This is a genomic window from Faecalibacter bovis, from assembly GCF_017948305.1.
GTDB classification, from domain to species: domain Bacteria; phylum Bacteroidota; class Bacteroidia; order Flavobacteriales; family Weeksellaceae; genus Empedobacter; species Empedobacter bovis.
Map to the genome: position 1 here is coordinate 2,313,361 of NZ_CP072842.1, position 23,746 is coordinate 2,337,106.

The window sequence follows — 23,746 nt, forward strand, 5'->3', positions numbered from 1 at the left end:
GTTAAACAATACCTATAATTAGACAAAAATAACAATATGAAAAAAATAGATATTACAAGTTTAGAGCATTTAGATCAAATTGATCAAGCGTCATTTAATGAGCCTAAAATCATTTATAAACACAGTACAACATGTGGTTTATGTGATATTATTTGGGACATTGTAAAAGAAAGTGATTTTGAACTAAATTATTTAGATCTCTTGACGTATAGACCAATTTCTAATGAAATTGAACGTCGTTACGGTATTCAGCATGAATCACCTCAGGTATTAATTATAAAAGATGGAAAATGTGTGTACAATGCATCTCATCGAAAAATTAAAAATGAAGAAATCCAAAAGCAATTGGATCAACTTACTAATGTTTAATATTTAGGCTAAATATCCTTCGAGTTTGAAGAAGACCATTTAGAACCAAATGTTACATTACCTTTTTCAAGCACAATTTCTGAATGTAGGAATTGTGCTGCATTTGCAGATTGTTGAACTTTTATATTACTTCTCTCAATCATTTCTTTTTCGAAAGATTCTAAAACATTTTGACGAATCGTATCACTTTTACGATCTTCTATTTTTGCAGATGTAATTTTTCTAGCAAGTAAAAGTGCATCTAATAATGCTTGATTTGCACCTTGCCCTTTGAAGGGACTCATTGGGTGTGCAGCATCACCAAGTAAAGATACTGGTCCAGCTTCATCAAAAAATTCCGGAGTCAATAAATCACGATCATAAACCGGATAACCTGTAATTTTTTCGGTAGATGTAGCTTCAATAATTTCAGGAATAGGAGAGTGCCATTGGGTACGTTTTATAACCTCATCTTTTAAAGCAATCGCGCCATTTTTACTTAAATTTTTCGCAGCAATTTCATCCATCGGAAAGCTAAATTGCCACATAATCGAATCTTGGTCGTACGGCATCATGTACATACGTTCGGTTCCATTTGCTGTCTGGAAAACAGTTTTTCCGTCTAATAAATGGCTTTTTGTGTGCTCAATTTTACTTAATGGACAAATTCCTAAAATAACAATGCAACCTAAATATTTAAGCGGAAGTGTATCATTATGTTTCATTAATCGACGAACAGTACTACGAATTCCATCTGCACCAACTAATAAATCAAATTTGTAATTAGTTAGCTTTCCATCAACGTCAAAAGTCAATTCAATTTTATCGTCAACCGAATAATTTATCAGTTGATGATTCCATTTTACATGTTCACTACCACCTAATTGCTCTAATAATTTATGACGTAAAGCTTGTCTAGCGATATGAAAATTTGTTGATTTATTTTTATTCTTATTTTGGATTTCATCTTTGTTTTCCAACTTTCGTAAACCCCATTCGCCAACGACTTCACCTGTAGTTTTATGCGCAAAATGAAGTGTAGAAACGATACCTTCTTCGAAATTAGAAATTCCGAATTTTTTCATCTCTTTACTGGCTTGTTGTAACGTTAAACCATATCCTTGAGATCGATCATTAAAAGATTTATCTCTTTCAAAAAGTGTAAAAGGAATTTGACGATGTAAACATGCCAATGCCAATGCAATTCCGCCAATACCTGCACCAATAATGGCTATATGTGGAAATTGATCATGATTAGCTGTAGGTCGTTCGTTTGTTTTTATTAAACCAGTTCCCGAACAATTAGCACACAATTGAATTGAACTTTTTGGTTTTATAGGTTCTTCAATTTTAGATTCATTCTGTTGATATAATTTTAAAGCAGCTTCGTAACGTTGCAATTTTCGTTTAGAAATGCCTTGACTTTTTTGCCCATTTCCATAGCATGATGGACAAAAGATAGAATGTTGAATTACGCTCAATTGATGGTAGGTTTACTAAATTTTGTGCAAAAATAAGATTTAAGTTTATATTTCGCTAATGTCAATATTGAATAATCTTTTTAAATAAAAACACCTCTATAACTAAAGTTAAGAGGTGTTTGATTTTATTTTTAATAAATGTGATTGCAATTCAATTTTAATGTTGAGGTAAAAATGACTCGAGCGATTTATATAAATTTTCTAACTCATTAAGATTAGCATTTGAATCGAATGATTTTGTTTGATAAATATTCTTATTGTCTTTAATTTTTATTACAGATTTTAAATTTGTGATATTAAATCTACCGTTTTTAAGATCATCTGATGAAGGTGAAATAATATCATCCATATTTTTATAATCAATAACACTAATTTGTTCTAATAAGTCATTCCACTGTTTTTCTTCTAATGGATATTTATAATCCTTATTAAAATTAGTAACGATATAATAATTAGGGTAAATTTTAACTTTACTGGTTGTTGTGTCTGTATTTTGAACGAGTTCGATAAATTCAATTTTAGTGGTTTTATTCTTTGAATCAAAGATTGTATTTGATTTACATCCAATAATTAACGTAATAAAAAAAAGAATTATCAACTGTAGCCTTAAATTCATAATAATTTTTATTTTTACTAAGTTAACATTTTATAAATTAATCAATTATAAATCTATGAGAAAATATTTTATTCTTTTATCGGCATTAAGCTTGCCAATATTTGGGTTTTCACAATGGAATCAAGCAAATTCTAAAAATATTGTGGAAATAAAAGATTCTAAAAAGAATATAGCTCCTATTACTATTTATGCTTTGGATCACCAATCAATCGAAAATTCTTTAAATCAATTAAATTATAAATTTCCAGAGCAAAGAACGGAAATTAATTTCCCAAATTCTAATGGGAAAATGGAAACGTTTGTAGTGTGGGAGACATCAAATTTTGATGAAGCATTACAACGTCGCTTTCCAAATATTAGAGCATTTACAGGGTATAGTAAAACATCTCCAAACAAAATCGTTCGTTTCAGTTCATCTCAAAAAGGATTGTCTGTAATGATTATGGACAAAGGAATCTCTACTTATATAGAGCCTTATGATGTTTCAAACAAGAATTATATTCTATACGATACAAATACGAAAAAGCCAGAAGAATTTAAAGAATTCAATTGTACAGTAGCAAATGAAAACGCTGAAGATTCAACTTCTACTATAGACGAATCAAAAGTATTAGCTGGAAATTTTAAAACTTATCGTTTAGCTTTATCAAATACAGGTGAATATGGTGTTTACCATGGCGGTACGGTAGAAGATGTTCTTGCAGCTATGAATAATACAATGACGCGTCTAAATGGTGTATTTGAGAAAGATTTATCGATCCATTTTAATCTAATTGAAGATGTTGTAGATAAATTAATATTTTTAAGCCCTTCTACAGATCCATATTCGAGTGGAGGTCCAGACGAAGCGCATAGTGTTATTAGTGGTTTAATTAATGTGAACGATTATGACATGGGCCACTTGTTGGACAAAGAAAATGCAAATGGAGCAGCTTATCTAAGAAGTTTATGCAACAACAGTAGTAAAGCTGGTGGCTGGACTGCACATAATATTCCTGACGGAGCATTTTATGATATAGATTATGTGGCGCACGAAATGGGGCATCAATTGGGTGCAGGACATACTTATACCTATTATTCAACTCAATCTGATCGAACTGTAGAGTTAGGTAGTGGTAATACAATTATGGCGTACACAGGAATTACAGGAAATCTAGATGTACAAGCGAATTCATATGATTATTTTCATTCCGCTAGTATTGCTCAAATTAAAAGTAGAATTAACGGAACTTCATGTGGTGTAGCGACACCAATGCCAACTGAACCTCCGGTTGTAGATGCAGGACTTGATTATACTATTCCTGCTAGTACACCATTTGTATTAAATGGAGTTGTGACAGGACCAGAAAGTTCAAATTACACCAATAATTGGGAGCAAATCGATTTAGCTACAACTGCTCAGCTAGGAAATAATTCAATTGCATATCCTGCCAAAATTGCGGGACCAATGTTTAAAGCGTTGTTACCTGTAGCGGAAACTTACCGTTATTTTCCAAATTTTAACAATGTATTAGCTGGTGTTTTAACGACGAAATGGGAATCAGTTTCTAATGTAAATAGAAATTTAAATTTTTCATTAACTACTCGTAACAATCACCCAACAGATCCACAAACAACGAGAGATGATGCTAAAGTAACGGTTGTGGCAGAGGCAGGACCATTCGTAGTTACTTCACCTGTAGTTGGTGAATCAACTCAATCTGGTCAACCATTTTTAGTCAAGTGGGATGTAGCAAATACAGATGTAGCCCCGATCAATACTTCGTTAGTTAATATTAAATTTTCTAAAGATGGAGGAAAAACATTTACTTATTTAGTTCAGGATACTGCTAATGATGGTGAAGAATCAGTGACTATTCCTGCAGACTCTCAAACTGATAATGCCTACTTTATTGTAGAAGCTGTAAATAATGTTTACTATGCAATAAGTCCAAGTTTCGTGGTAGATTATGAAGTAAGAGGCGAGGTTTGTAGTACATACACATACACAGGAAGTCCGATTGTAATTACAGATGGTCCTGGAGGAAACTCGATTACTTCTCCTGAAGTTACAGCTCCATTAGATATTACAGAAGACGGAAATATTACTAAAATTAAGGTAGCTTTAAATGTAACGCATCCAAGAGTAGGGAACTTAAATATTGGTATTGAAAATCCACAAGGGAATAGAGCTTTAGTTTGGGACAGAACGTGTGCAAATAGACCAAATATTAATGCAACTTTCATAGATGATGGTACTACTGTAAATTGTACAGTTTCTCCAATTTCAGGTGAAATTAAGTCTAGTGAATTATTGAAGATTTTTAACGGAAAAAGTCCAGAAGGTCAATGGAAAATTTATGCTTCGGATAATATGCCTGGTAGTACAGGACAAATTAATTCTTTTAGTATAGATGTTTGTAAACGTGATGTACAAGTTTTAAACGTGACTGACGTTGTAAAAGATGTCAATCTAAATATTTATCCAAATCCATCAAAAGGAGATATTAATATTAGTGCTAAAAATTTAAAACAAGATAAAATTACTGTAACAGTAATCGAATTAACTGGTAAAGTTGTTAAGAAGGAAGTAATTAATCACAATGGTGGAGAATTACTTAAAAACTATTCATTACAATTACCTGCAGGTGTTTATATCATTAATTTAGAAGGAGATAATATCAAAATTTCTAGAAAAATTATTATTAAATAGTAATTTTCAAATTGTAAAAACAAAAAAAAAGTTCTGATTTATTCAGAACTTTTTTTGTTTTATAAAGCTATATTTAGGTGTTTTACTTTCCGATACAGAATGTGTAAAACTCTTTATTTATAAGTGTTTACACATAATGAGGTGTAGTTTTGGTGAAGTGATTTTAATGAAAGTTTAACATTATTTCATAGAAATTAATTGAAAATCTTCTTAAATCTGTTATTTACTATTTCTTGATATTCTAGTTTAATATCTTCATTTAAAAAACTTAGTTGTATAAATTCATCCCATTTTGGTTTTACATTGATAAATTTTTTATAAATAGTTTGTAAAGATTTCTCAGAGATTTTAAGAGATTTTGCTAATTGATCAAAATCTTCAATTTTTAATCTATTTTTCTTTCCATTAATGGTTAATGCTGTTTCTTCTTTGTCATCTGGTATAAGAATTAGTGTATTTAATAAATCATAAGCCGGTGATAACTCATACTCATTAAATTCATTTTCAATTAATGAATAGTTTTTAAGATGCATATCTGCATTAGCAATTAAATAATTGAATAGTACTATTTCAAATAACTTTTGTGCTTCAAAACCACTATTTCGGGTGAATTTATAGATTAATTTACTTATTTTTTCTATAGATCCACGGTATTTATGTTCAGTTAGATTTTCGCTTAATTGGCAAAAATCTTCAACTGAAATTTTTTGATTTTCTTTTCTATCAAATCTTTTTGTTAAATAAGCTAATTCACCTGATTTAAGTCGAATTAATGTATGTTTAGCTGTTTTAATTTTTACTAATTCAGCTAGATGCATAGTTAAATCTTCATTTTCAGGTAAATTTATATAGTCATTTGATGCAGGTTTTAGTATATAGTTTCCTTCAAGATTAACAATCGTAAATCTCGTTTGTTTATTTTCTTCATTAACTAAGCTTAAAGATAGCTTTGGTTGTACTCCTGTCAGTGCTATACTTTTATTAATAATTTTCTTAGCTAATTCTTCAATTTGTTTATTATCGAAATCAATCTGTGGTAAAGTTTGTTTACCAAATATTTTTTTAGCACATTTAGAATGGAAATCAATTTCGTTTTCTGATAGTTCTTTATAACAGCTTAAACACTTATTCATTTTTCCTCATTTTTTGGTATGATAGATATGCTACCTATACAATCTTTACAAAGTATAAGTAGTAGCCCAAATCGATCTTTTGTATTTAATTTCCAGTTTTTCACAGCTATATTTAAAAGCCAACCTTCAGGAATCAAGCCATCAAAAAATGGAAATAATATTTTGCTTTCATAGCTTTCAAATTGCTTTGGCAGGGTTAAACTAATAGGTTTAGAATATTCATTTTTTAAATATTCTATGTCATATTTAAATATAAATCCGTCCTCATTTTCAGAAATTATACCTGCAAATTTGTTTTTATAGTATACTAATCCTTCTCTCATATCTCAATTTTATCAATAACGCCAACTTCAGATCCAAACAATGCTAATACTTGATTTACTTTATCTAATCTTAAAGTTGGTTTACCTTGTTCTAATTCACGGACGAAACGAAGACCAACACCAGCTCTTTCTGCAAGTTCTGGCTGAGTAATCTTTAATCTTTTTCGTTTTTGTTTTACAAATTCTGCAATTGATAAATTCATACTATACCCTTTAAGGTATAAATATAGAAGATATTTTTTAATTATACCTTATAGGGTATAGAAAATGTTATATAGTTTTTTTTATACCCTTTAGGGTATATAATTATAGAAATATGATTAGATTATCTATTTAGTGCGTTATATTGCACTAATTTCACTTTTTTAAACATTATATAAAAAAAGACTCCTTAAAAGTGCATTATATGACACTATTATTAATTCATCAAATCAAAGAAAGACGTAAAGTTTTAGCGATATCACAAGAAACATTAGCAGAGATTTCTGGTGTTGGTTTACGTACGTTGAAACAATTTGAAAGTGGCAAAGGGAATCCTACATTGGGAACACTATATAAGCTGTGTGATACATTAGGATTAGAAATTAAAGTAGAAGTTAAATCGATTGAATCATGAGAATAGCTCAAATTTTATATAAAGGAAAAAGGGCAGGAGTTCTAAAGTGATTTTTAAATTAAGTCCAGCTTATGATTTGCTAAATACTAAAATTCATATAGAGGATGCTGATTTTGCTTTAAAAGAAGGAATATTACCTAAATCAATTTCAAAAGGAAAAGTTATCGATCAATTGATGGTATTGGGTGAGAAGGCAGGAATAACAGAGAAATCAATTATAAAAGTTATTCAAAATTTAACTTCGAAAGATGATTTAGTGAAGGATCTAATTGAAAGATCGTTCTTATCAGAGAAACTAAAACGCAATTATTTACAAAGTTATCAGCGTCAATTGAAGAAACTGAGAATAGTTACAGAGTAAAAAAGATGAACAAGGAGATTTCCTTATCACTTTTTTTATAATTTATCATACAAGGAAAATAGGGTAGTTATTCCTTCTTTTCAACGTAATTTTATAAGTGAAATAATAGAAATAAAAATGTTAAAAGCTCTTATCAATAATGATAAGAGCTTTTAATTTATAGTTTAATGCGTTCTAAAAATCGTCTTCAATAATTTCCTGTACACGTCCAATTTGTCCATCCATCAAACGAACTTTTATACCACGTTGATGATAAGGCGCAGAAGTCAATAAATCTTTCACTACACCCTCAGTTAATTCGCCAGTTCGTTGATCCTTTTTCAATACAATATTAACCAGTGTTCCTGATTTTATATTTGCTCTTGTTTTACCATCCATATTACAAATATCTTAAAATAAATGGAAAAGATATTCATTCTATCGTAAAGGAAATTAAAAAAATACTTGAAATGCAAACAAAAATTGGAGAATAAGTTAAGCTACATTTTTATAACTAATTTGTTGTTGAATATAGGCATTATTTACAGGTACTAGGGGATGATAATGAATTTCTAATGTATTGGGATCACTCGTATCATCAACATGATCGTTATATTTGATTTCATATAATTCTTTGCTAATTCCCAATTGATCCAACTGCTGAATTAATTCTTCTCTAAACTCATTGATAATAAATCCACCTGAAGCTTTTCGTAATTTTTTAATTTGAGATTTTGAATTTAATTCATCAAATCCTAACAAATGACGATCAATAATTAAATCAATATCTTCAGAAAACCGATCAATTAAATGATAAGCTTTACTTAATGATGTTCCACCTTTAAAGATAATTGAATTAGCATATTGTGATTGAAAAATAGCTTTCAACAAAATACAAACCCACCAATCTTTCTCTATTACAAAGGCAGGTAAACCTTTGGCTATACCTGTCTGTTCAAGTATCTGAATTTTTTGTTCTTTCGTAAGGTTAATCCACATTGTTATTGTCTTTCGTAAGGTTAATAATTTGTTTTTGAACCCAAACAGGAGCGTACTTTAATTGTTTTTGAACTACTTCATTATTTAGTTGTAGCATACTAGGATGTATTTGATTTAAGAATTCATCTGTCACATTTTTTTGACCTATTTCTTTAAAAGATTGAATTATCAAGTGTAATAATTCATCTTTAATGGCAAAGCTTTTAGGAACTGTTTTTTTGAATTGAATGGTACGATTTCCTATTTTGATTTCGCGTTGAGATCCATCAGTTAGATATACAGCTTTTAAAGGAACCTGAGTTGTTAACCCTAATAAATATAAAGCCAATACACCTGTAGGAGCAATACGTGCTTTATCTCGTTTTGCGATTTGTTTCGCAATTTCTTCAGTTGTGGGATAAATAGTACCTAACAACGGATCTTTTTTAGGTTTAAGATAAATACCTTGAGCTAAACGCTCAACTAAACCTTCATTTTCTAAACGAGAAAGTACTTTACGAATGTTATCTGAAGAACCAAATTTTGAAAAATCATCTAAAAAAAATATTTCGCCAAAAGATGATTTTAAAATCTTTGTTTGTATCTTATTTTTAGATGTTTCTACCATATTTATACTGTAATATTTGTCACAAATTTAGTAAAAATTTGTGACAAATATTAATTTAAAAAATGTAATTAACCGGTAGTGCATTTGTATTATATTGTATATAAAAGTTGTACAAGCTGCTAAAAAGCAGTAAATTGTAGTTACTACACAAACAATTCAATGCACAACTTTAGAGCAAATTACGATAAAATTTTAGAAGTATTAAAGAGTTTAGATCTTGAAAGTGAGAATTTTTTATTTCAGATACGAAAGCCCAGATTATCTGACTTGAAACTAGTTGCCCTAAATCTGACTTCAGAATACATGAGTATTGATAGTGAATATCAACTTTTTAGAATATTACCTTCTGATATTAAATCACTTATAGAACGCAGTGTTTATAATAGATGAAAAAGAAGATTATTTATACATATGGAACGTATTCGAAAACTGTTAGCAGAAAAATTTAATGGTTCTGAAAAGTATTTTATTGTGGATAGCATGCCTTTAGAAGTTTGCAAATTATCAAGAAGCTCACGTAGTAAAATATGCAGAGAAACCGATTATGCAATTCCAAATAAAGGTTATTATGCTTCACAGAAAATGCATTATTATGGGTATAAACTTCATGCGGTTTGCTCAGCGGAAGGTGTCTTTCAAAGTTTGGATATTAGTCCAGCTTCAGTGCATGATATTCATTATCTGAAAGATATAAAACAGCAGTTTAAAAATTGTACGCTCTTAGCTGATAAAGGATATTTATCCGCAGAATACCAATTGGATTTGTTTACATCGCACAATATAAAGCTGGAAGTTCCTATGAGAACAAATCAAAAAAACTATAAAGATCAGCCTTTTGTAATACGCAAATACAGAAAAAGGATAGAAACGTTATTCTCTCAACTCTGTGACCAGTTCATGATTAGACGTAATTATACTAAAAGCTTATTAGGCTTTAAAACAAGGATACTATCAAAAATACTAACGCTTACTATTATTCAAACAATAAACAGAAACCAAAATAGAAATATTAACAACTTAAAAATTAATATTATCTAAATGCACTACGGGTTAATTACAGTAATTCTATATCTTGTAATTTTCTACCAAACTCATCATCTGCTGCTAATTGAAAGAAATCATCTTGTAAACCTAACACTCTTAAAACATTAAAATAAGCTCCCATAGCAACACTAGATTCTCTTTTTTCTATTAAACTTAATGTTGATCTAGAAATACCAGCACGTTCAGGATGGAGTTGCTAACTTTACATAGACAAAATAGAGTTTGATTTTAAGTCTTTATCTTTGAAATTATGAATAGTAAAGGCACTCGTTACAGCACCGAATTTAAAATAAAAGCTGTAGAATTAAGTAAATCACGAAATAATCTAAGCACCGTAGCTTCTGAATTGAATATTAGCTATGAAACCTTACAGCGTTGGTACAAAGCCTACGCTGAAGGTAAGTTTGAAAAAGGTGCACCTAACCATTCAGCTGAACAGGAAGAAATTATTCGCTTAAAGCGATTATTACGAGACGTTACAGAAGAACGAGATATTTTAAAAAAGGTGGTGGGCATCTTCTCCGAGAAAAAAGACCGATAATTACTTTATATCTATTTATCCAAAAATATATGGATGAGTTTAGGGTTGGGAAGATGTGTACTATTTTGAAAATATCAAGAAGTAGTTATTACGCCTGGCTTAATAGAAAGATATCTTTACGCGAAAAACGTAGAGAAGAACTTAAAGCCGAAATAAAACGTGTTTTCGAATTAAGTAAAAAACGTTACGGTAGCCCTAGGATTACTGTTGAATTGAATTGTCAAGGCATTAAGGCGTCAAGACCCTTAGTGGCTAAGTTAATGCGAGAATTAGGATTAAGAAGCATTGTGAAGAAAAAGTTTAGGATTACCACAAATTCTGAACATAAGTTTACCATTGCTAAAAACCACTTGAATAGAGAATTCATCACTGATACATCTAATCAAGTTTGGGTTTCAGATATAACCTATCTTCGATCAAAAGAAGGATGGTTTTATCTTACTACCATTATTGATTTATATGATCGAAAAGTTATTGGCTGGTCATTGAGTAGTAGAATGCACGCCACACAAACAGTTATACCCGCTTTTAAAATGGCAAAAATTAATCGACCGATAAGTGACCAACAACAACTTATTTTTCACTCAGACAGAGGAGTTCAATATGCATGTGATGCTTTTAGAAACGAACTTTAAAAATCTAAAAATATCATTCAAAGTATGAGTCGTAAAGGAAACTGCTGGGACAATGCAGTAGCCGAGAGTTTTTTCAAAACTTTAAAAACAGAACTTATTTATCACAATAAATACCAAACTAGAAAACAACTAGAACTATCTGTTTTTGAGTATATAGAAACTTGGTACTATAAAAAAAGAAGGCATAGTCATTTATGTAATTTAACAATTTTTGAAAACGAACAACTAAATAGTATTAATGCGGCTTAAATGCTAAACTTCATTTTGTCTAAATTTTGTTTGTAATTCCAATATTCATTATTTAATTTATCATTTGAATTATTAAACTCTTCTATGTGTCTGACTATTTTCATTATAAATTTGTTTAGTTAATTATATACAGGTTATGTAGTATTAGTGTAAGGCATGGTCATAAGAGTAGAGGATATTTCTATACTCATAAAAAAACTAACTCTACCTCCTATATAGTCTATTGCTTTTATTAATATACCCTTGATGTTGTGGATTTGCAATCCGTGACCTTATAACTCCACTTATATGTACTTAGTACTTTCTCAATAGAGATTATTAATTTATAATTTGACTAAATAACATATATTATTTAAATGCTTTACATAAAATTTTGCTAAAGAGTTTACTGATAGTCGAATTATTTTTGAGGTGAAAATCCTCTTGAGGAAGAAAGAATGTTATATTAGTGAAATATCATATATATTAGGTTTTAATGATGTGAGTCATTTTTTGAAATTTTTCAAATTGAAAACAGGTATAAGTCCTAAAATATTTCGAAAGAATAGTCTAATAATTCAATTTATTTTACCCCAATTTTTATAATTTATCTGATCTGTTTCTTGTAATAAAGAAATCTTTTTCTTTGAATTAACCTGCATTTTGTAGATATTTTATATTCCTTTTTTATAAAAGTTATAATATTCAAAATCATTGTTTTAAATGTTTTCAAAAACAGTGCTGTATTCATTCATACGGCAATAGGTACACTTGTATCTAAAGTCATTTTTGTTCTAAAATTGCATAACTATTATTTTCATTATTCTGAAAATTAAACCATATGTAAGTTAAGTTGAAAACTTAAACCTAAAACCTATTTTATACCCAACTAAAACCAGATGATGAATAATAATCGTCATATAAACCTATTATTTTCAGGCATACAGTTTAATATGAAGTTGTATGCCTATATTTTGTGTGTTATTGTACAGGCTATATCTACACAGGTGTATAGCAATTCATCGGTTAATGATTCTCAAAAAAATAGTGAAACTTATTTATATATTGGAGAGAAGACAACAATAAGAAATGTTTATCTACTACATGTTGTTACTCCTGCAAAAACAGAAAAAACAAAGCTATATATAAAAGGAAATTCATTTATAACAAATGCTGATCAGTTAAAAAATACTGAGATTATACATTGTGGTAAAGTTGTCGGGAAAAAAGCGAAGAAACATATTGTTCAATCTCGACCAAGGGAAAAGAATGCTACCTCAACAACAAAACAGTTGAGTGAAGTTACCCAAAAAGTAAAATCATTATATTATTCTAATACTTCCAGCAGTCGACTTTCTTCAGATAAACGGATACAAATAATGGCAGTACAAACTTATCAAAATAATAAGTGCATATCTGCAACATCAGCCAATGATCTAGAACTATACATGTCTCTCATACTAAGAGATGAAAATAATAAATATAGAAAAGAAGTCTTTGTACACAAAACCCTTGTGGCGTATTTTAAAAATCGTCCACTACCATATATCCTTTTATTTTTTCTGGTAGCACACAGAGTGGATAGGTTTAGAATATTACTCTGTAATGGGTACTCAGAATTTCGGTTACTGTAATTAACTAGTTACAGTTATGGTAAGTAAAATTCGAACGATATATAACGAAACAAAAATATAAAGTGTTAAACATGTATTGCTTTACATAAACAAACTTAAATAATATGAATATTAAAAAACTACTTTCTCAAGGTGGAAAAGTTTTACCTCTTGCAATAGCCTTACTCTGTGGGAGTAATGCCTATGCAGAAGGATCTAAAGATCTATATCCAAATGGAGTAACAGGTGGACGTGCTTTTTTGTATAGTAACTCTTATACAGGTACTATAGGATCTACAGTAGGATCATGGCCCTTCAAAACAGAAGGAACACATTATGCTTACGTTAAAGCTGGTGAAATACTGCATACAGCTTCCAGTGCACAAGGAATAGGAAATGGTATAATTAGATTAACAGCACCAAATGGTACTGTTTATACTTCCTCAGGAACAACAGGACAAATAACCAATAGAACAGCAGAGCTTGCTGGTCCAAGATTAGCGTCGCAAGCTGCAGGAGGCAATCGATATGCAACTTATAACCGTACTGCTTTAACGGCAGAAGAAGGGGTTTGGAAAATAGAATTTTTACCGACAGGAAATGTATCTTCTACAGGAACTCCTACTGTTTCTAATATTGCAGCTAATGGTAGCTGGACGCAAGGTACAAGCTCAGAGCTTATTGCAGCTTGGGATGTATCTGTAGAGAGTGCAGGAGCTTGGGTGCCAGGAAGAGTTTATACCAATGTAATGAATTTACACATTAGTGGTAGTCAAACGGCAGGTTTTTATGGAAATATGTATGCGCTGACAAAAGATGGATATATTTATAAGGTAAATAATAACGGGAATAATGGTGTAGGTTTTACATTTTTTATAAATAACAAAGGTTTTTTGACTGACGTAAATGATACTAGCCCTTCTTATAAAAGTAAAAATTTCACAACTGGTATTTCTTCTTTTGTACATTCTCCTTTGGCAGCAGATGCAGAGGATAATATAACACATAAAATTTTTTATAGTCAACCAGCTCAAGATTTACCTACTTCTGCTAATGGTAGCGTCCCAAATAATAGTACATGGTTGAAAAATACCCCTATTACTCCAAATGCAAGTAATATTAGTATTGTAGGAGCTGAAGGAACAGTTGGAGAATTGGGATTAAAAGGAGGGTATATTAATTTTACAGCAGATGCGCAAGGGATTTATACTATTACAATAGAAAGTTCTGGCCTGCCTTCTTTTGCAACCAGAACTTTAACGGGAACTGCGATTGCGGGTAATAACAAAATATTTTGGGATGGTAAGGATGGTAATAACAACTATCTTCCAGGAACTAATGCCTCTGTGTTAGTGAAAGTACAGTTACGTGGAGCAGAGGTGCATTTCCCATTTATTGATATGGAAATTAATCCTAATGGACTCGTATTAGAACTTTTGAACGGAAACAATCCTCTTTCTGAAGAACGTTTTCGTGTTTATTGGGATGATAGCGATATTTCAAGAGTTGCTGGCACAAACAATAACGGGAAAGCCCCTAATCCACTTGATGCAAGTGTAGCAGGTTCGCTTAGTGGACCTACAGGTACTGGAGGACATATGTGGGGACAGCAAAATAACAATACCAGTCCATTAAGTAGTACTAACCTTTCTCAAGGATTTGGTAACAATAAATCTATAGATACTTGGTCATATATAAAAGGACCTGTAACAACAGTTAACACAACAGTTGCTATTAAAAAAAGTGATTTATCAGCAACAGCTAATATAACAGATGTTTTAGGGGTTTCGGGCATAAATCCATCTTTATCAGAAGGTGATGCGTTTGGGTTTTATTCAAATATTTGGAATAACGGTCCAGATGCTATTTCTTCAGATGCAGAAGCAACAATAATGTTTGAAATACCAAATGGTGTAAGAATCACCAATGTATCAAATAACGGAGGTGTTACATTAACTTATGATCCAGTATTAAGAAGATACACTGGTAAGAAGTCTAATTTTGGTGTAGGTCATATAGAATTTATTTTTTCTGCAGTGGTTGACCATACAGATACCAATGCAACCAGTATTACTGGTAGTTTTGCACCAGTTGTACGTACTTTTACAGCAAGTGTATTGCGCCCAGCAGATTACGTGGACCCTATGGCAACTAACAATTCGGTAAATACACCTCCAACAGATATTTATAATGAGATTGCTTTAAATACTGTTAACGGAGGGAATAGAAATATGAGTAGTGCTAGTATTTTCATCTTACAAGATTGTATGATGGATTATATATATGATGAAGGAGCTAGTTATAACGCTGGAGTTATTCACTATCAGAATTTTAATACTTCATCTCCATTGATTAAAGATGGTAGAATCCCGTGGGTGAATCAACCTAATATATTGTCATCTACGTTAACTTCTAATGGAGGTGCTATTACCAACGGTTACCGTTTTTCACCAGGTTACAACGATCCGCTATATGATCCTAATTATATTGGAACTCACTTACCAACAGGTATTGGAGCTACACCTTCTGGCCCTATCAAGTATTTCGATTCCCATATTGGGGATGGTAGCTATGCAGTAGTACCGCCTGCTTTTGTTAGACTTGGCTGGGATCCTCGTTCGTTTACAGACAATACTACTGTAAACGGTTCTTCTGCAATAGTTCCACATTGGGCACCTGGACAATCATATCCACAAGTATATGACTGGACAAATACCTACCCTTGGGACAACCCAGCAGATCCTTCTGTTCTAAATGTACTAGATATGTCAGGTCATTTAAACGGTGCAGCTTTTCTTGTAAAGGGTAATGTATCTCAATATCAAGGCATTCGACCATTCTATAGAATAGATGATGTTAAGCCAGAGATGGGTAAAACATATACATTACAATTGTTTTCGTATATAAACTATACGGCTAACACAGATTATATGTACATGGATTTGGTAGACCGTAATACTGGTGAAGTATATGCGTCAGCACAGTTAAAAGCAGATAATCCGCTACCAGGACCAGGAGCAGTTTCTTTTGGTTGGGTGCCGCTAAAAGCAGCTATTAATATTGGAACAATAGATTTTACAGGAAAAACAATGGATATCCAAATCCGTGGTAACCGTACAACTTTTGGGCATACATTGATAGATGATATTATGTACTTCGAAAACAAAGTAGGTGTACCATCTTGTGTAGTGCCAGTCGATATTTTTGAGCCTTCTGAATGTACAGAACCAATTTTAGGAGAAGATTTCAGTATGAGTAATGCTACAGATCCAATCGTTAATAATACAATTAGCAAAACTTTTATTCAACCAACTGGAGCAGATCAAGGCTTTACATTAGATATTTACTATTTAGATAATTCATTTAATATGGAAATTAATGGTAGTAAACTGTCAAATATGGAAATAGAATTTCATAATCAAGGAGGCATGGTTTCTAATGTTCGTTTTGAGTCAGACGATGCTGGATATGGCCCTACTTTTATAAATGGTATACCAAATATTTGGCAAATCGGAAATGCAGCCAGTAAAGTACCTGCATTACGCATAGATATAGACCCCACAGGTAATGTTACACTTTGGGGTAGAAGAAGTGCAACAGCTCCATTTGAAAAACTGAAATTGATAAACGGTGCTACTTTAAACCGTGTTAATTGGAATGTAACTTCAAGTAATACAATACTAGCTACACAAAGTACTTTATGGCCACCTACAGCTATGATAGGTACTGGTTATGGTAAAAAAGCAGTTCCATGTGCTGCACCAAAATGTGTTAAACCAGCTGCTTCAGGTACCTCATCAGTTCGTACGAATGTAGGAGTTTCAACAAAAGCAAATGTAACATCGGGATGGCCAGAAGTTGTACCAAATGGATATATCGCATTAGAAAGTTCAAATGCTGGTTTAGTAATTCCTCATATGACTACAACACAACGAGACGCACTAACAGCGGTTGAAGGAATGCTTATTTACAACACAACAGAAAAATGTGTCCAATTATACAGAGGTGAATCCCCATTGATTGATCCTTCAAGAAAAGGATGGAACTGTTTGGAAAGAGGTTGTAACGAATAAGAGTTTTTCATAATTTTTTTTGATAAGAAAAGCAATCTTGGTAAAACTTAGTTGTTTTACCAAAAACTTTTTTCTAGTTACTATTACAACAAAATAATGAGATAGTAATCTCAAAATAAAAGATAAATAAAATGAGTATAAATAAAATATTAGCGATTAAAATGTTAGTAACAGCGAGTTTTTTTGCTTCTGTAGCTGTATCAGCTCAAGTCGCTATCGGAAAAAGTAGCATTACAAATAATAGTGTATTATTAGAATTTGGCGATGAAGCTACAAATCTTAGAGGTATTATTTTGCCTTCTGTTACTACAGCTCCTACAGATGCTGTAAACGGAACATTCATATTCAATGTAGCAACTAAAGAGGTGCAAGTTCGAGAAGGAAGAACTAGTACAAATGATCGTTGGACTTCTCTTTCAGCGAAGTTATACGCATCTCAAGAAGGAGGCAAACTAAATCCTTATGTGAGTACTGGAGAATCTGTTAACAAACAAGGGATAATTATTGGAGCAGAAACCAGTAGTAAACCAGGTGTTTTGATTTTAGAATCAGAAACAAGAACATTGGTTCTACCTAAAGTTGCTGATCCTAATACCACTGTAATAGGTCCTGTTGCAGGTAATATAGTGTATGATACAACATCAGATACTCTAGCTGTGTACGATGGTACAAATTGGAGTTACTGGAAATAAGTAGAATAAAGCAGTCTTTTTATAAAGACTGCTTTATTAAAAAAAATAAGCATTTAGAAATAATGAGTGATAATTATAAAGATATCCATATTGGATCGGTTATTCAAAAAGCTGTTGTAGAAAGTGAAATAGAGATAGGTCGTATCTGCAATTTTATAAATTGTGATGAAAGGAGAATAAAGAAAATGTATGAATCAAAAATATTGGATACAGAGATTTTACTAAAATGGAGTAAACTATTAGAATATGATTTTTTTAGATTATACTCTCAACATCTTATTCTATATGCACCAATAGGAGCAGACAAACCGAAAGATAGTATAAAGAAACAAACTAGTCTTCCACAGTTTCGTAAAAATATCTATACAAAAGAAATCATAGAATTTATATTAGAACAATTAGAAACAAAACAGATGACAAAAAATGAAATAATGGATTGTTACAGGATTCCAAAAACGACTCTATATAAATGGATAAGTAAATATACCAAATAAGGTATAGTCCAATTTCATTTTACAGTATAAAAATCTGATCAAAAAATGATAAAAATAATTCGTCATCAAAAAATGATTACTTTGTTTCAAAACAAAACCAAAATAGATATAAAGAACATCTTGGGATACAGTAAATATCACTCAGAATATGATATTTGGTAATAGAATATATAGTACCTATGATTAATAATAAGGATTAAAAATTTTTGTTAAGTAGAAAAAAAACTCTTTATATATTTTAATTATGATGGAGTAATAAGAATAAAAGTTAAATAAGAATATGGAAAAATCAAGCCCTAATTATAAACAAATTTTTAAAGATATTTTAGATAGAAAATACCCTGAAAAAAGAAATGCATGCGAAAATATTCTTAATAAAACAACGCTCTCAATTGTAGACATTATAGAAATAAATGCAAAAATATTTGGCAAAGGAATTATTAATGATAGTCAGAAATTTCGTTCGTATAAAAAATCAGATATTTTGAAGATAATAGATTACCAAAAGGAAAAAGGTCTCAATAATTCTCAATTAGCAACTCATTTTAGATTAAGTCGAAATACAGTTGCAAAATGGAAAAAACTATTTTTAGTATAAAATAAACTACGTAATCTATGAAAAACCTAAAAACCTATTTAAAGCAAAAGGTAGTTTTGAAACGTCAAAATGTAATAATCAAATTAAAACAAATTAAAACTAGAGTATGTCGCTAATAGGTAAAACATTAGAAGAGACAGAAGCTCTTTATAATAGCACAGCAAAAAAGATTACATCGAATGAATATGAAATTACACTTAAAAAGTATTGTTTTGGACTCTTTTATAAAAGATTGCAATTAAAATGCAATAAGAAAGGAATAATTACTCTTTATAGAATATATACAGATCTTCGATAAAGAGGTTGAATCAGAAAATTCAACCTCTAAATATAAGAAGTAGCCAATCTTTCCTATATTATTAATAAAACTTAAAATACTATTTTAAAGATCTTGTGTAATGTAACCCGTAATGAAATAAACAATTGTGAGAGCAAACGCTTGTGAGTAGTAATAATGATAAAAAGGAGTATTTATATTAACCCAAATATGACAATTAGAGTATTGTAAAGATATTTATCAAATAAATTTCGTTTATATATTTATATTTATAACAATATTTTTGTTCACGTATAGATTGAGGGTCAACCATAATATTTTTAATATCAAAAATGAATTCTATAAGTTTTTCAAAGTAAACCTTTAGTCCACTTATACTATTAATCTTAAGTAAGCATATTCAATATTTTGTTAAATATTTACATTTAAAACAAATTAATAATTTTGAAAATTTTTATAAAATTTATCTCACTACTATTTTTTCCACATTTGGGCTTAGCTCAAAATCCGGATAAATTTGAAGAAATTTATAAGAAGGTATATTTAGAAATCTCCCAAGAGAATTTCGAGAAAGCCTTGGAGATTTCAGATTCATTATATTCGATTTCAGAGTCAATACCGTATCGTATTAAAAGTTTAATGCTTACCGCTACGCTTTGGCAACAAAAAAGTAATTATACAAAAGCAATAGAATATGCGATTAGCGCACAGAAACTAGCAGAAGATACAGAGGAACCAATTCAGAAAATGAAAATATATGGTTTTTTAGCAACGCAATATAGATTGTCTTCTTTATTTTATCAGTCCAATTTTTATTTACAAACTGCAATAAAAGAATCAGAAAAAATAAAAGCGATTGAGCAAAAATCAACTTTTTTGGGTATTATATACCAAGAAAAAGCTTATTTAGAAATAGATAAAAAAAGGTATCTTAATGCTATTAATCATATCAATTCATCACAAAAATATTTTACAATCAATAAAAATTCCAATTATAATTTTTTTACAGCAAGTAATGAACAGTTACTAGGTTTATGCTATTATCAATTAAATGATTTGGAAAATTCTTTTATGCATTATAATAAATCATTAGATCTTTTCAAAGACCATCCTAATAATCATATAAAAATATTGTCCTACAATGGTTTGGCTAAGATTTATATAAAAAGAAATAATCTTTCAAAAGCAAAAGAATATATAATATTACTAAAGGATGTTCTTAACCGTTCTGAATATTTATCTTTAAAAGAAGAACTTTTAAAAACGATTGAAGAATTTGGTCAATTAGAAAATAAAACAGAGGTGGTCTTGGAAATTCGTAAATCACGAGACTCTATATCAAATAAAATTCAAGAGAATATTAATACTTTAGTAAATAAAGAGCAAGAAAAATTATTGATAAATAATCAGAATTTAAACAAAAAAAAATCCTATAATCTTTATTATGCATTAACAATTTCAATAATTAGCCTTATTGGAATTTTATGTTTCTTATTATATAGAAATAAATATAAAAATAATCTAAAAATAATTAAAAGAGAGCTTTTTCAATTGAAAGATAAGGAATTTCAAAAAGATAAAAGAGAGATTGTTATATCTGCTGTTGTTGAAAAAAAAATATTGGCAAAATTAGAACTGTTTGAAACCAATTTATTCTTTAATAAGAAAACAATAACTTTAGCTTCATTAGCCACATTTTGCGATACAAATGTAAAGTATATGTCTCATTTTATAAATTCACATAAAAATAAAGATTTTAATAACTACATAAATTCACTAAGAATTAATTATATTGTTGATAAATTAAATCAAGAACCTGTTTATCGCAAATATAAAATCAGTTATTTAGCTGATAAATGTGGCTTTTCATCATCTAGTAAGTTTATAAACGCTTTTAAAAAAGAGAAACAAATTACACCAGGAAATTATATAAACCAATTAAACAAAGAAAAAATTATTCTTTAATTTAATAAACTTAGCGGCATAATATAATGTTCAATGACTTTTCTATAAATGTTTTTGGACTGTCATTCTGAAAAATTTGAGCTTCTAAGGAAGGCTATAGAAAAAATAGTCTGTTCATGTTATCGTTATTCTATAAGACAACAAAGATTGAAATTAGTTACATTATAATTTAAAAATAATATCAGTTAACATTGTTTTCTCAGTATTTAGCCTAAATAACAAATATAAATTGTGGGTACGTCCGATCCTCGTAGACTAAATTAGTAAAAAACTAATATAGCCTTATGATCATGAAAAAGACAAAAGAAATTGAAGCTTACTTAACTTATATTAAAAAATTGCAAGTTCTAAAATACGCTAAAGAATATGGAAATAATTCAATCGCTTATAAATTTTATGGTATAAAAAAGAGTACGTTTTACAAATGGAAAAAAGCTATGAAGAACATGGAGAAGAAGGTTTACTTAGAAAGAAACCAATTCCTCGGACTTTTCCCAATCAAATTAAGCAAGAGATTGTAAATAAAGTATTAGAACTTCGAAAAGAACATAAATTAGGGACTTGGCGAATTAAATGGTATTTAGAACGTTATCATGATATTTTGATATCGGAATCAAGTGTTTATCGTATTCTAAAGCGTAATAATGTTGCTAGATTAGACAGAAAGGTGACTAGAAGAGCCATGCATAGTATCAGGTATGAAAAAGAAACACCTGGTCATCATGTACAAGTTGATGTTAAATTTCTAATATTCCATGAGGTAAATGGAACTAAAATCAAGAGATTTCAATACACAGCGATTGATAATGCTACACGAATTAGAGCGTTTAAATCTATGATAAATATAATCAATTAAGTTCAATTGATTTCATAAATTATGTTGTAGAAAAATTCCCTTTTAGAATTAATACAATTCAAACAGATAATGGACACGAATTTCAATCAAAGTTTCATTGGCATGTTCAAGATTTAAGAATGAGACACCGATTTATAAAAGTGGGTACACCTCAATTAAATGGAAAAGTTGAACGATCTCATTTAACAGATAAAAAAGAGTTTTATCAACTTTTAAGTTACACAGATGATGTGGATTTAAATCAGAAACTGGAAGAATGGGAAAACTTTTATAATTTCAATAGGCCTCATGGGTTCATTTAAAGGAAAAACACCTTATGAAATACTAAAATCTAAACTAAAATAATTATATTTAAAGTCTACGAGGTTATGAAGTACGACAAGCTTAGATAACTTCAAAACGATTAATTAATCACATAAAATGAGAAATTTGGAGAAGCAAATAACACAAATTTTTAAAGATAAAATATTCTTTTATATATTATAGAAATGTGGCAGTCAAAGGTAGTATTTGGCTCTTATTTGCCGATACAGAATATGTAAAAGTCTTTATTTATAAGTGTTTATACATAATTAGGTGTAGTTTTGGTGAAGTGATTTTAATGAAAGTTTAACATTATTTCATAGAAATTAATTGAAAATCTCTTAGAAACTAGTATTAGCAATTACACCGAGTTTAGACTATGGAGCTTTTCATTTTCTACTTGTTTGTTTTACAAAATCTGCAATTGATAAATTCATATTATACCCTTTAAGGTATAAATATATGAAATAATTTTTAATTATACCTTTTAGGGTATAAAATTTTGTTTTATAACTATATTTATACCCTTTAGGGTATATGATTGTAAAAATGTAGTCAGGTTAATAAATTAGTGCAATATATAGCACTAATTTTACGCTTTATATTAAATAAACAGTAATATATCTATAAAAGTGCAATATATGACACTATTGATAATTCATCAAATCAAAGAAAGACGTAAAGTTTTAGCTATTTCACAAGAAACATTAGCTGAGATTTCAGGTGTTGGTTTACGTACGATAAAACAATTTGAAAGTGGCAAAGGGAATCCAACGTTAGAAACCCTTCAAAAGTTGTGTGATGCCTTAGGATTAGAAATTAAATTAGAGGTTAAATCGATTGAATCATGAGAATAGCTCAAATTTTATATAAAGGAAAAAGGGCAGGAGATCTAAAGTGGTTTTAAACTAAGTCCTGCTTATGATTTACTTAATACCAAAATTCATATTGAGGATGCTGACTTTGCTTTGAAAGAAGGAATATTACCCAAATCAATTTCAAAAGGAAAAGTTATTGATCAATTGATGGTATTTGGACAGAAGGCAGGAATAACAGAGAAATCTATCATAAAAGTCCTTCAAAATCTAACTTCGAAAGAAGATCAAGTGGTAGATTTAATTGAAAGATCGTTTTTATCAGAGAAACTAAAACGAAATTATTTACAAAGTTATCAGCATCGATTAAAGAAATTAAAATAGATATAAAGTAAAAATGCACTAAAGAGTATTCTCCTTGTGCATTTTGGAAATATTTATAAATAGAATTGATTCA

General features: G+C 29.9%; 20 protein-coding genes and 4 pseudogenes. 16 read left to right on the top strand and 8 right to left on the bottom strand.

Annotation, left to right across the window (positions count from 1 at the left end):
- The first annotated feature begins 36 nt into the window (after positions 1-36).
- Positions 37-369, top strand: coding sequence for a bacillithiol system redox-active protein YtxJ (gene ytxJ / locus J9309_RS11190; protein WP_230475965.1), 333 nt, complete (start codon positions 37-39; stop codon positions 367-369).
- An 8-nt stretch (positions 370-377) separates the two neighbouring features.
- Here the strand turns inward: ytxJ and J9309_RS11195 are convergent, their stop codons facing one another.
- The gene (locus J9309_RS11195) at positions 378-1,829 is read right to left on the bottom strand and encodes an FAD-dependent monooxygenase (RefSeq protein ID WP_230475966.1); all 1,452 of its coding nucleotides are present in this window, start codon (positions 1,827-1,829) and stop codon (positions 378-380) included.
- 157 nt (positions 1,830-1,986) lie between these two features.
- On the bottom strand, positions 1,987-2,445 hold the full coding sequence (locus J9309_RS11200; RefSeq protein WP_230475967.1) for a hypothetical protein: 459 nt from the start codon (positions 2,443-2,445) through the stop codon (positions 1,987-1,989).
- 55 nt (positions 2,446-2,500) lie between these two features.
- Between J9309_RS11200 and J9309_RS11205 the strand changes: the two genes are divergently transcribed.
- Complete coding sequence (locus J9309_RS11205; RefSeq protein WP_230475968.1) at positions 2,501-5,137, top strand: reprolysin-like metallopeptidase; 2,637 nt, start codon at positions 2,501-2,503, stop codon at positions 5,135-5,137.
- Positions 5,138-5,331: 194 nt separating this feature from the next.
- Here the strand turns inward: J9309_RS11205 and J9309_RS11210 are convergent, their stop codons facing one another.
- The 3 genes from J9309_RS11210 to J9309_RS11220 are packed head-to-tail and all read right to left on the bottom strand — an operon-like array spanning position 5,332 to position 6,796.
- Entirely contained in the window at positions 5,332-6,270 is a 939-nt protein-coding gene (locus J9309_RS11210; protein ID WP_230475969.1) for a HipA domain-containing protein, read from the bottom strand.
- A complete protein-coding gene (locus J9309_RS11215) occupies positions 6,267-6,593 on the bottom strand; it encodes a HipA N-terminal domain-containing protein (protein WP_230475970.1) in 327 nt (108 codons plus the stop codon). Before J9309_RS11215 ends, J9309_RS11210 begins: the two co-directional genes overlap by 4 nt.
- Positions 6,590-6,796, bottom strand: coding sequence for a helix-turn-helix transcriptional regulator (locus J9309_RS11220; protein ID WP_230475971.1), 207 nt, complete (start codon positions 6,794-6,796; stop codon positions 6,590-6,592). The genes J9309_RS11215 and J9309_RS11220 overlap by 4 nt, the downstream gene beginning before the upstream one ends.
- 203 nt (positions 6,797-6,999) lie before the next feature.
- Here J9309_RS11220 and J9309_RS11225 point away from each other — a divergent pair, with 203 nt between their 5' ends.
- Together J9309_RS11225 and J9309_RS11230 are read left to right on the top strand one after the other, a co-directional pair.
- Entirely contained in the window at positions 7,000-7,209 is a 210-nt protein-coding gene (locus J9309_RS11225) for a helix-turn-helix transcriptional regulator (RefSeq protein WP_230475972.1), read from the top strand.
- Positions 7,210-7,255: 46 nt separating this feature from the next.
- Positions 7,256-7,570 carry a HipA domain-containing protein gene (locus tag J9309_RS11230; protein ID WP_230475973.1) on the top strand — a complete coding sequence of 105 codons (315 nt, stop codon included), beginning with the start codon at positions 7,256-7,258 and terminating at the stop codon, positions 7,568-7,570.
- Positions 7,571-7,744: 174 nt separating this feature from the next.
- Here J9309_RS11230 and J9309_RS11235 read toward each other — a convergent pair whose 3' ends face one another.
- The 3 genes from J9309_RS11235 to J9309_RS11245 form a co-directional block, all read right to left on the bottom strand.
- A complete protein-coding gene (locus J9309_RS11235) occupies positions 7,745-7,948 on the bottom strand; it encodes a YwbE family protein (protein WP_230475974.1) in 204 nt (67 codons plus the stop codon).
- Positions 7,949-8,044: 96 nt separating this feature from the next.
- A complete protein-coding gene (locus J9309_RS11240; protein ID WP_230475976.1) occupies positions 8,045-8,548 on the bottom strand; it encodes a nucleotidyl transferase AbiEii/AbiGii toxin family protein in 504 nt (167 codons plus the stop codon).
- Positions 8,538-9,155, bottom strand: coding sequence for a DUF6088 family protein (locus J9309_RS11245; protein WP_230475977.1), 618 nt, complete (start codon positions 9,153-9,155; stop codon positions 8,538-8,540). Before J9309_RS11245 ends, J9309_RS11240 begins: the two co-directional genes overlap by 11 nt.
- A 159-nt stretch (positions 9,156-9,314) precedes the next feature.
- On the opposite strand from J9309_RS11245, the pseudogene J9309_RS11250 reads away from it, so the two are divergent.
- From J9309_RS11250 to J9309_RS11300, 12 genes and pseudogenes are all read left to right on the top strand, one after another.
- Positions 9,315-10,193, top strand: a pseudogene (locus J9309_RS11250) (IS982 family transposase).
- A 256-nt stretch (positions 10,194-10,449) separates the two neighbouring features.
- Positions 10,450-11,624: pseudogene (locus tag J9309_RS11255) on the top strand (IS3 family transposase).
- A gap of 390 nt (positions 11,625-12,014) precedes the next feature.
- Positions 12,015-12,209, top strand: a pseudogene (locus J9309_RS13655) (helix-turn-helix domain-containing protein); the annotation flags it as partial.
- 293 nt (positions 12,210-12,502) lie between these two features.
- Positions 12,503-13,237 (top strand): hypothetical protein, encoded by a 735-nt coding sequence (locus tag J9309_RS11260; RefSeq protein WP_230475978.1) that lies wholly within the window; start codon positions 12,503-12,505, stop codon positions 13,235-13,237.
- A gap of 104 nt (positions 13,238-13,341) precedes the next feature.
- Entirely contained in the window at positions 13,342-17,289 is a 3,948-nt protein-coding gene (locus J9309_RS11265) for a hypothetical protein (RefSeq protein WP_230475979.1), read from the top strand.
- Between the two features lie 131 nt (positions 17,290-17,420).
- Positions 17,421-17,981 (top strand): hypothetical protein, encoded by a 561-nt coding sequence (locus tag J9309_RS11270; RefSeq protein WP_230475980.1) that lies wholly within the window; start codon positions 17,421-17,423, stop codon positions 17,979-17,981.
- 62 nt (positions 17,982-18,043) lie between these two features.
- On the top strand, positions 18,044-18,475 hold the full coding sequence (locus J9309_RS11275) for a transposase (protein WP_230477871.1): 432 nt from the start codon (positions 18,044-18,046) through the stop codon (positions 18,473-18,475).
- A 280-nt stretch (positions 18,476-18,755) separates the two neighbouring features.
- Positions 18,756-19,073, top strand: a complete 318-nt coding sequence (locus J9309_RS11280; protein WP_230475981.1) for a helix-turn-helix domain-containing protein — start codon at positions 18,756-18,758, stop codon at positions 19,071-19,073.
- Positions 19,074-19,794: 721 nt separating this feature from the next.
- Positions 19,795-21,315, top strand: coding sequence for a helix-turn-helix domain-containing protein (locus J9309_RS11285; protein WP_230475982.1), 1,521 nt, complete (start codon positions 19,795-19,797; stop codon positions 21,313-21,315).
- A gap of 290 nt (positions 21,316-21,605) precedes the next feature.
- Positions 21,606-22,516, top strand: a pseudogene (locus tag J9309_RS11290) (IS481 family transposase).
- Positions 22,517-23,115: 599 nt separating this feature from the next.
- Positions 23,116-23,325, top strand: coding sequence for a helix-turn-helix transcriptional regulator (locus J9309_RS11295; protein WP_230475983.1), 210 nt, complete (start codon positions 23,116-23,118; stop codon positions 23,323-23,325).
- Positions 23,326-23,442: 117 nt separating this feature from the next.
- Positions 23,443-23,673: a hypothetical protein gene (locus J9309_RS11300; RefSeq protein WP_230475984.1), complete on the top strand. Its 231-nt coding sequence runs from the start codon at positions 23,443-23,445 to the stop codon at positions 23,671-23,673.
- The last annotated feature ends 73 nt before the right edge of the window (positions 23,674-23,746 follow it).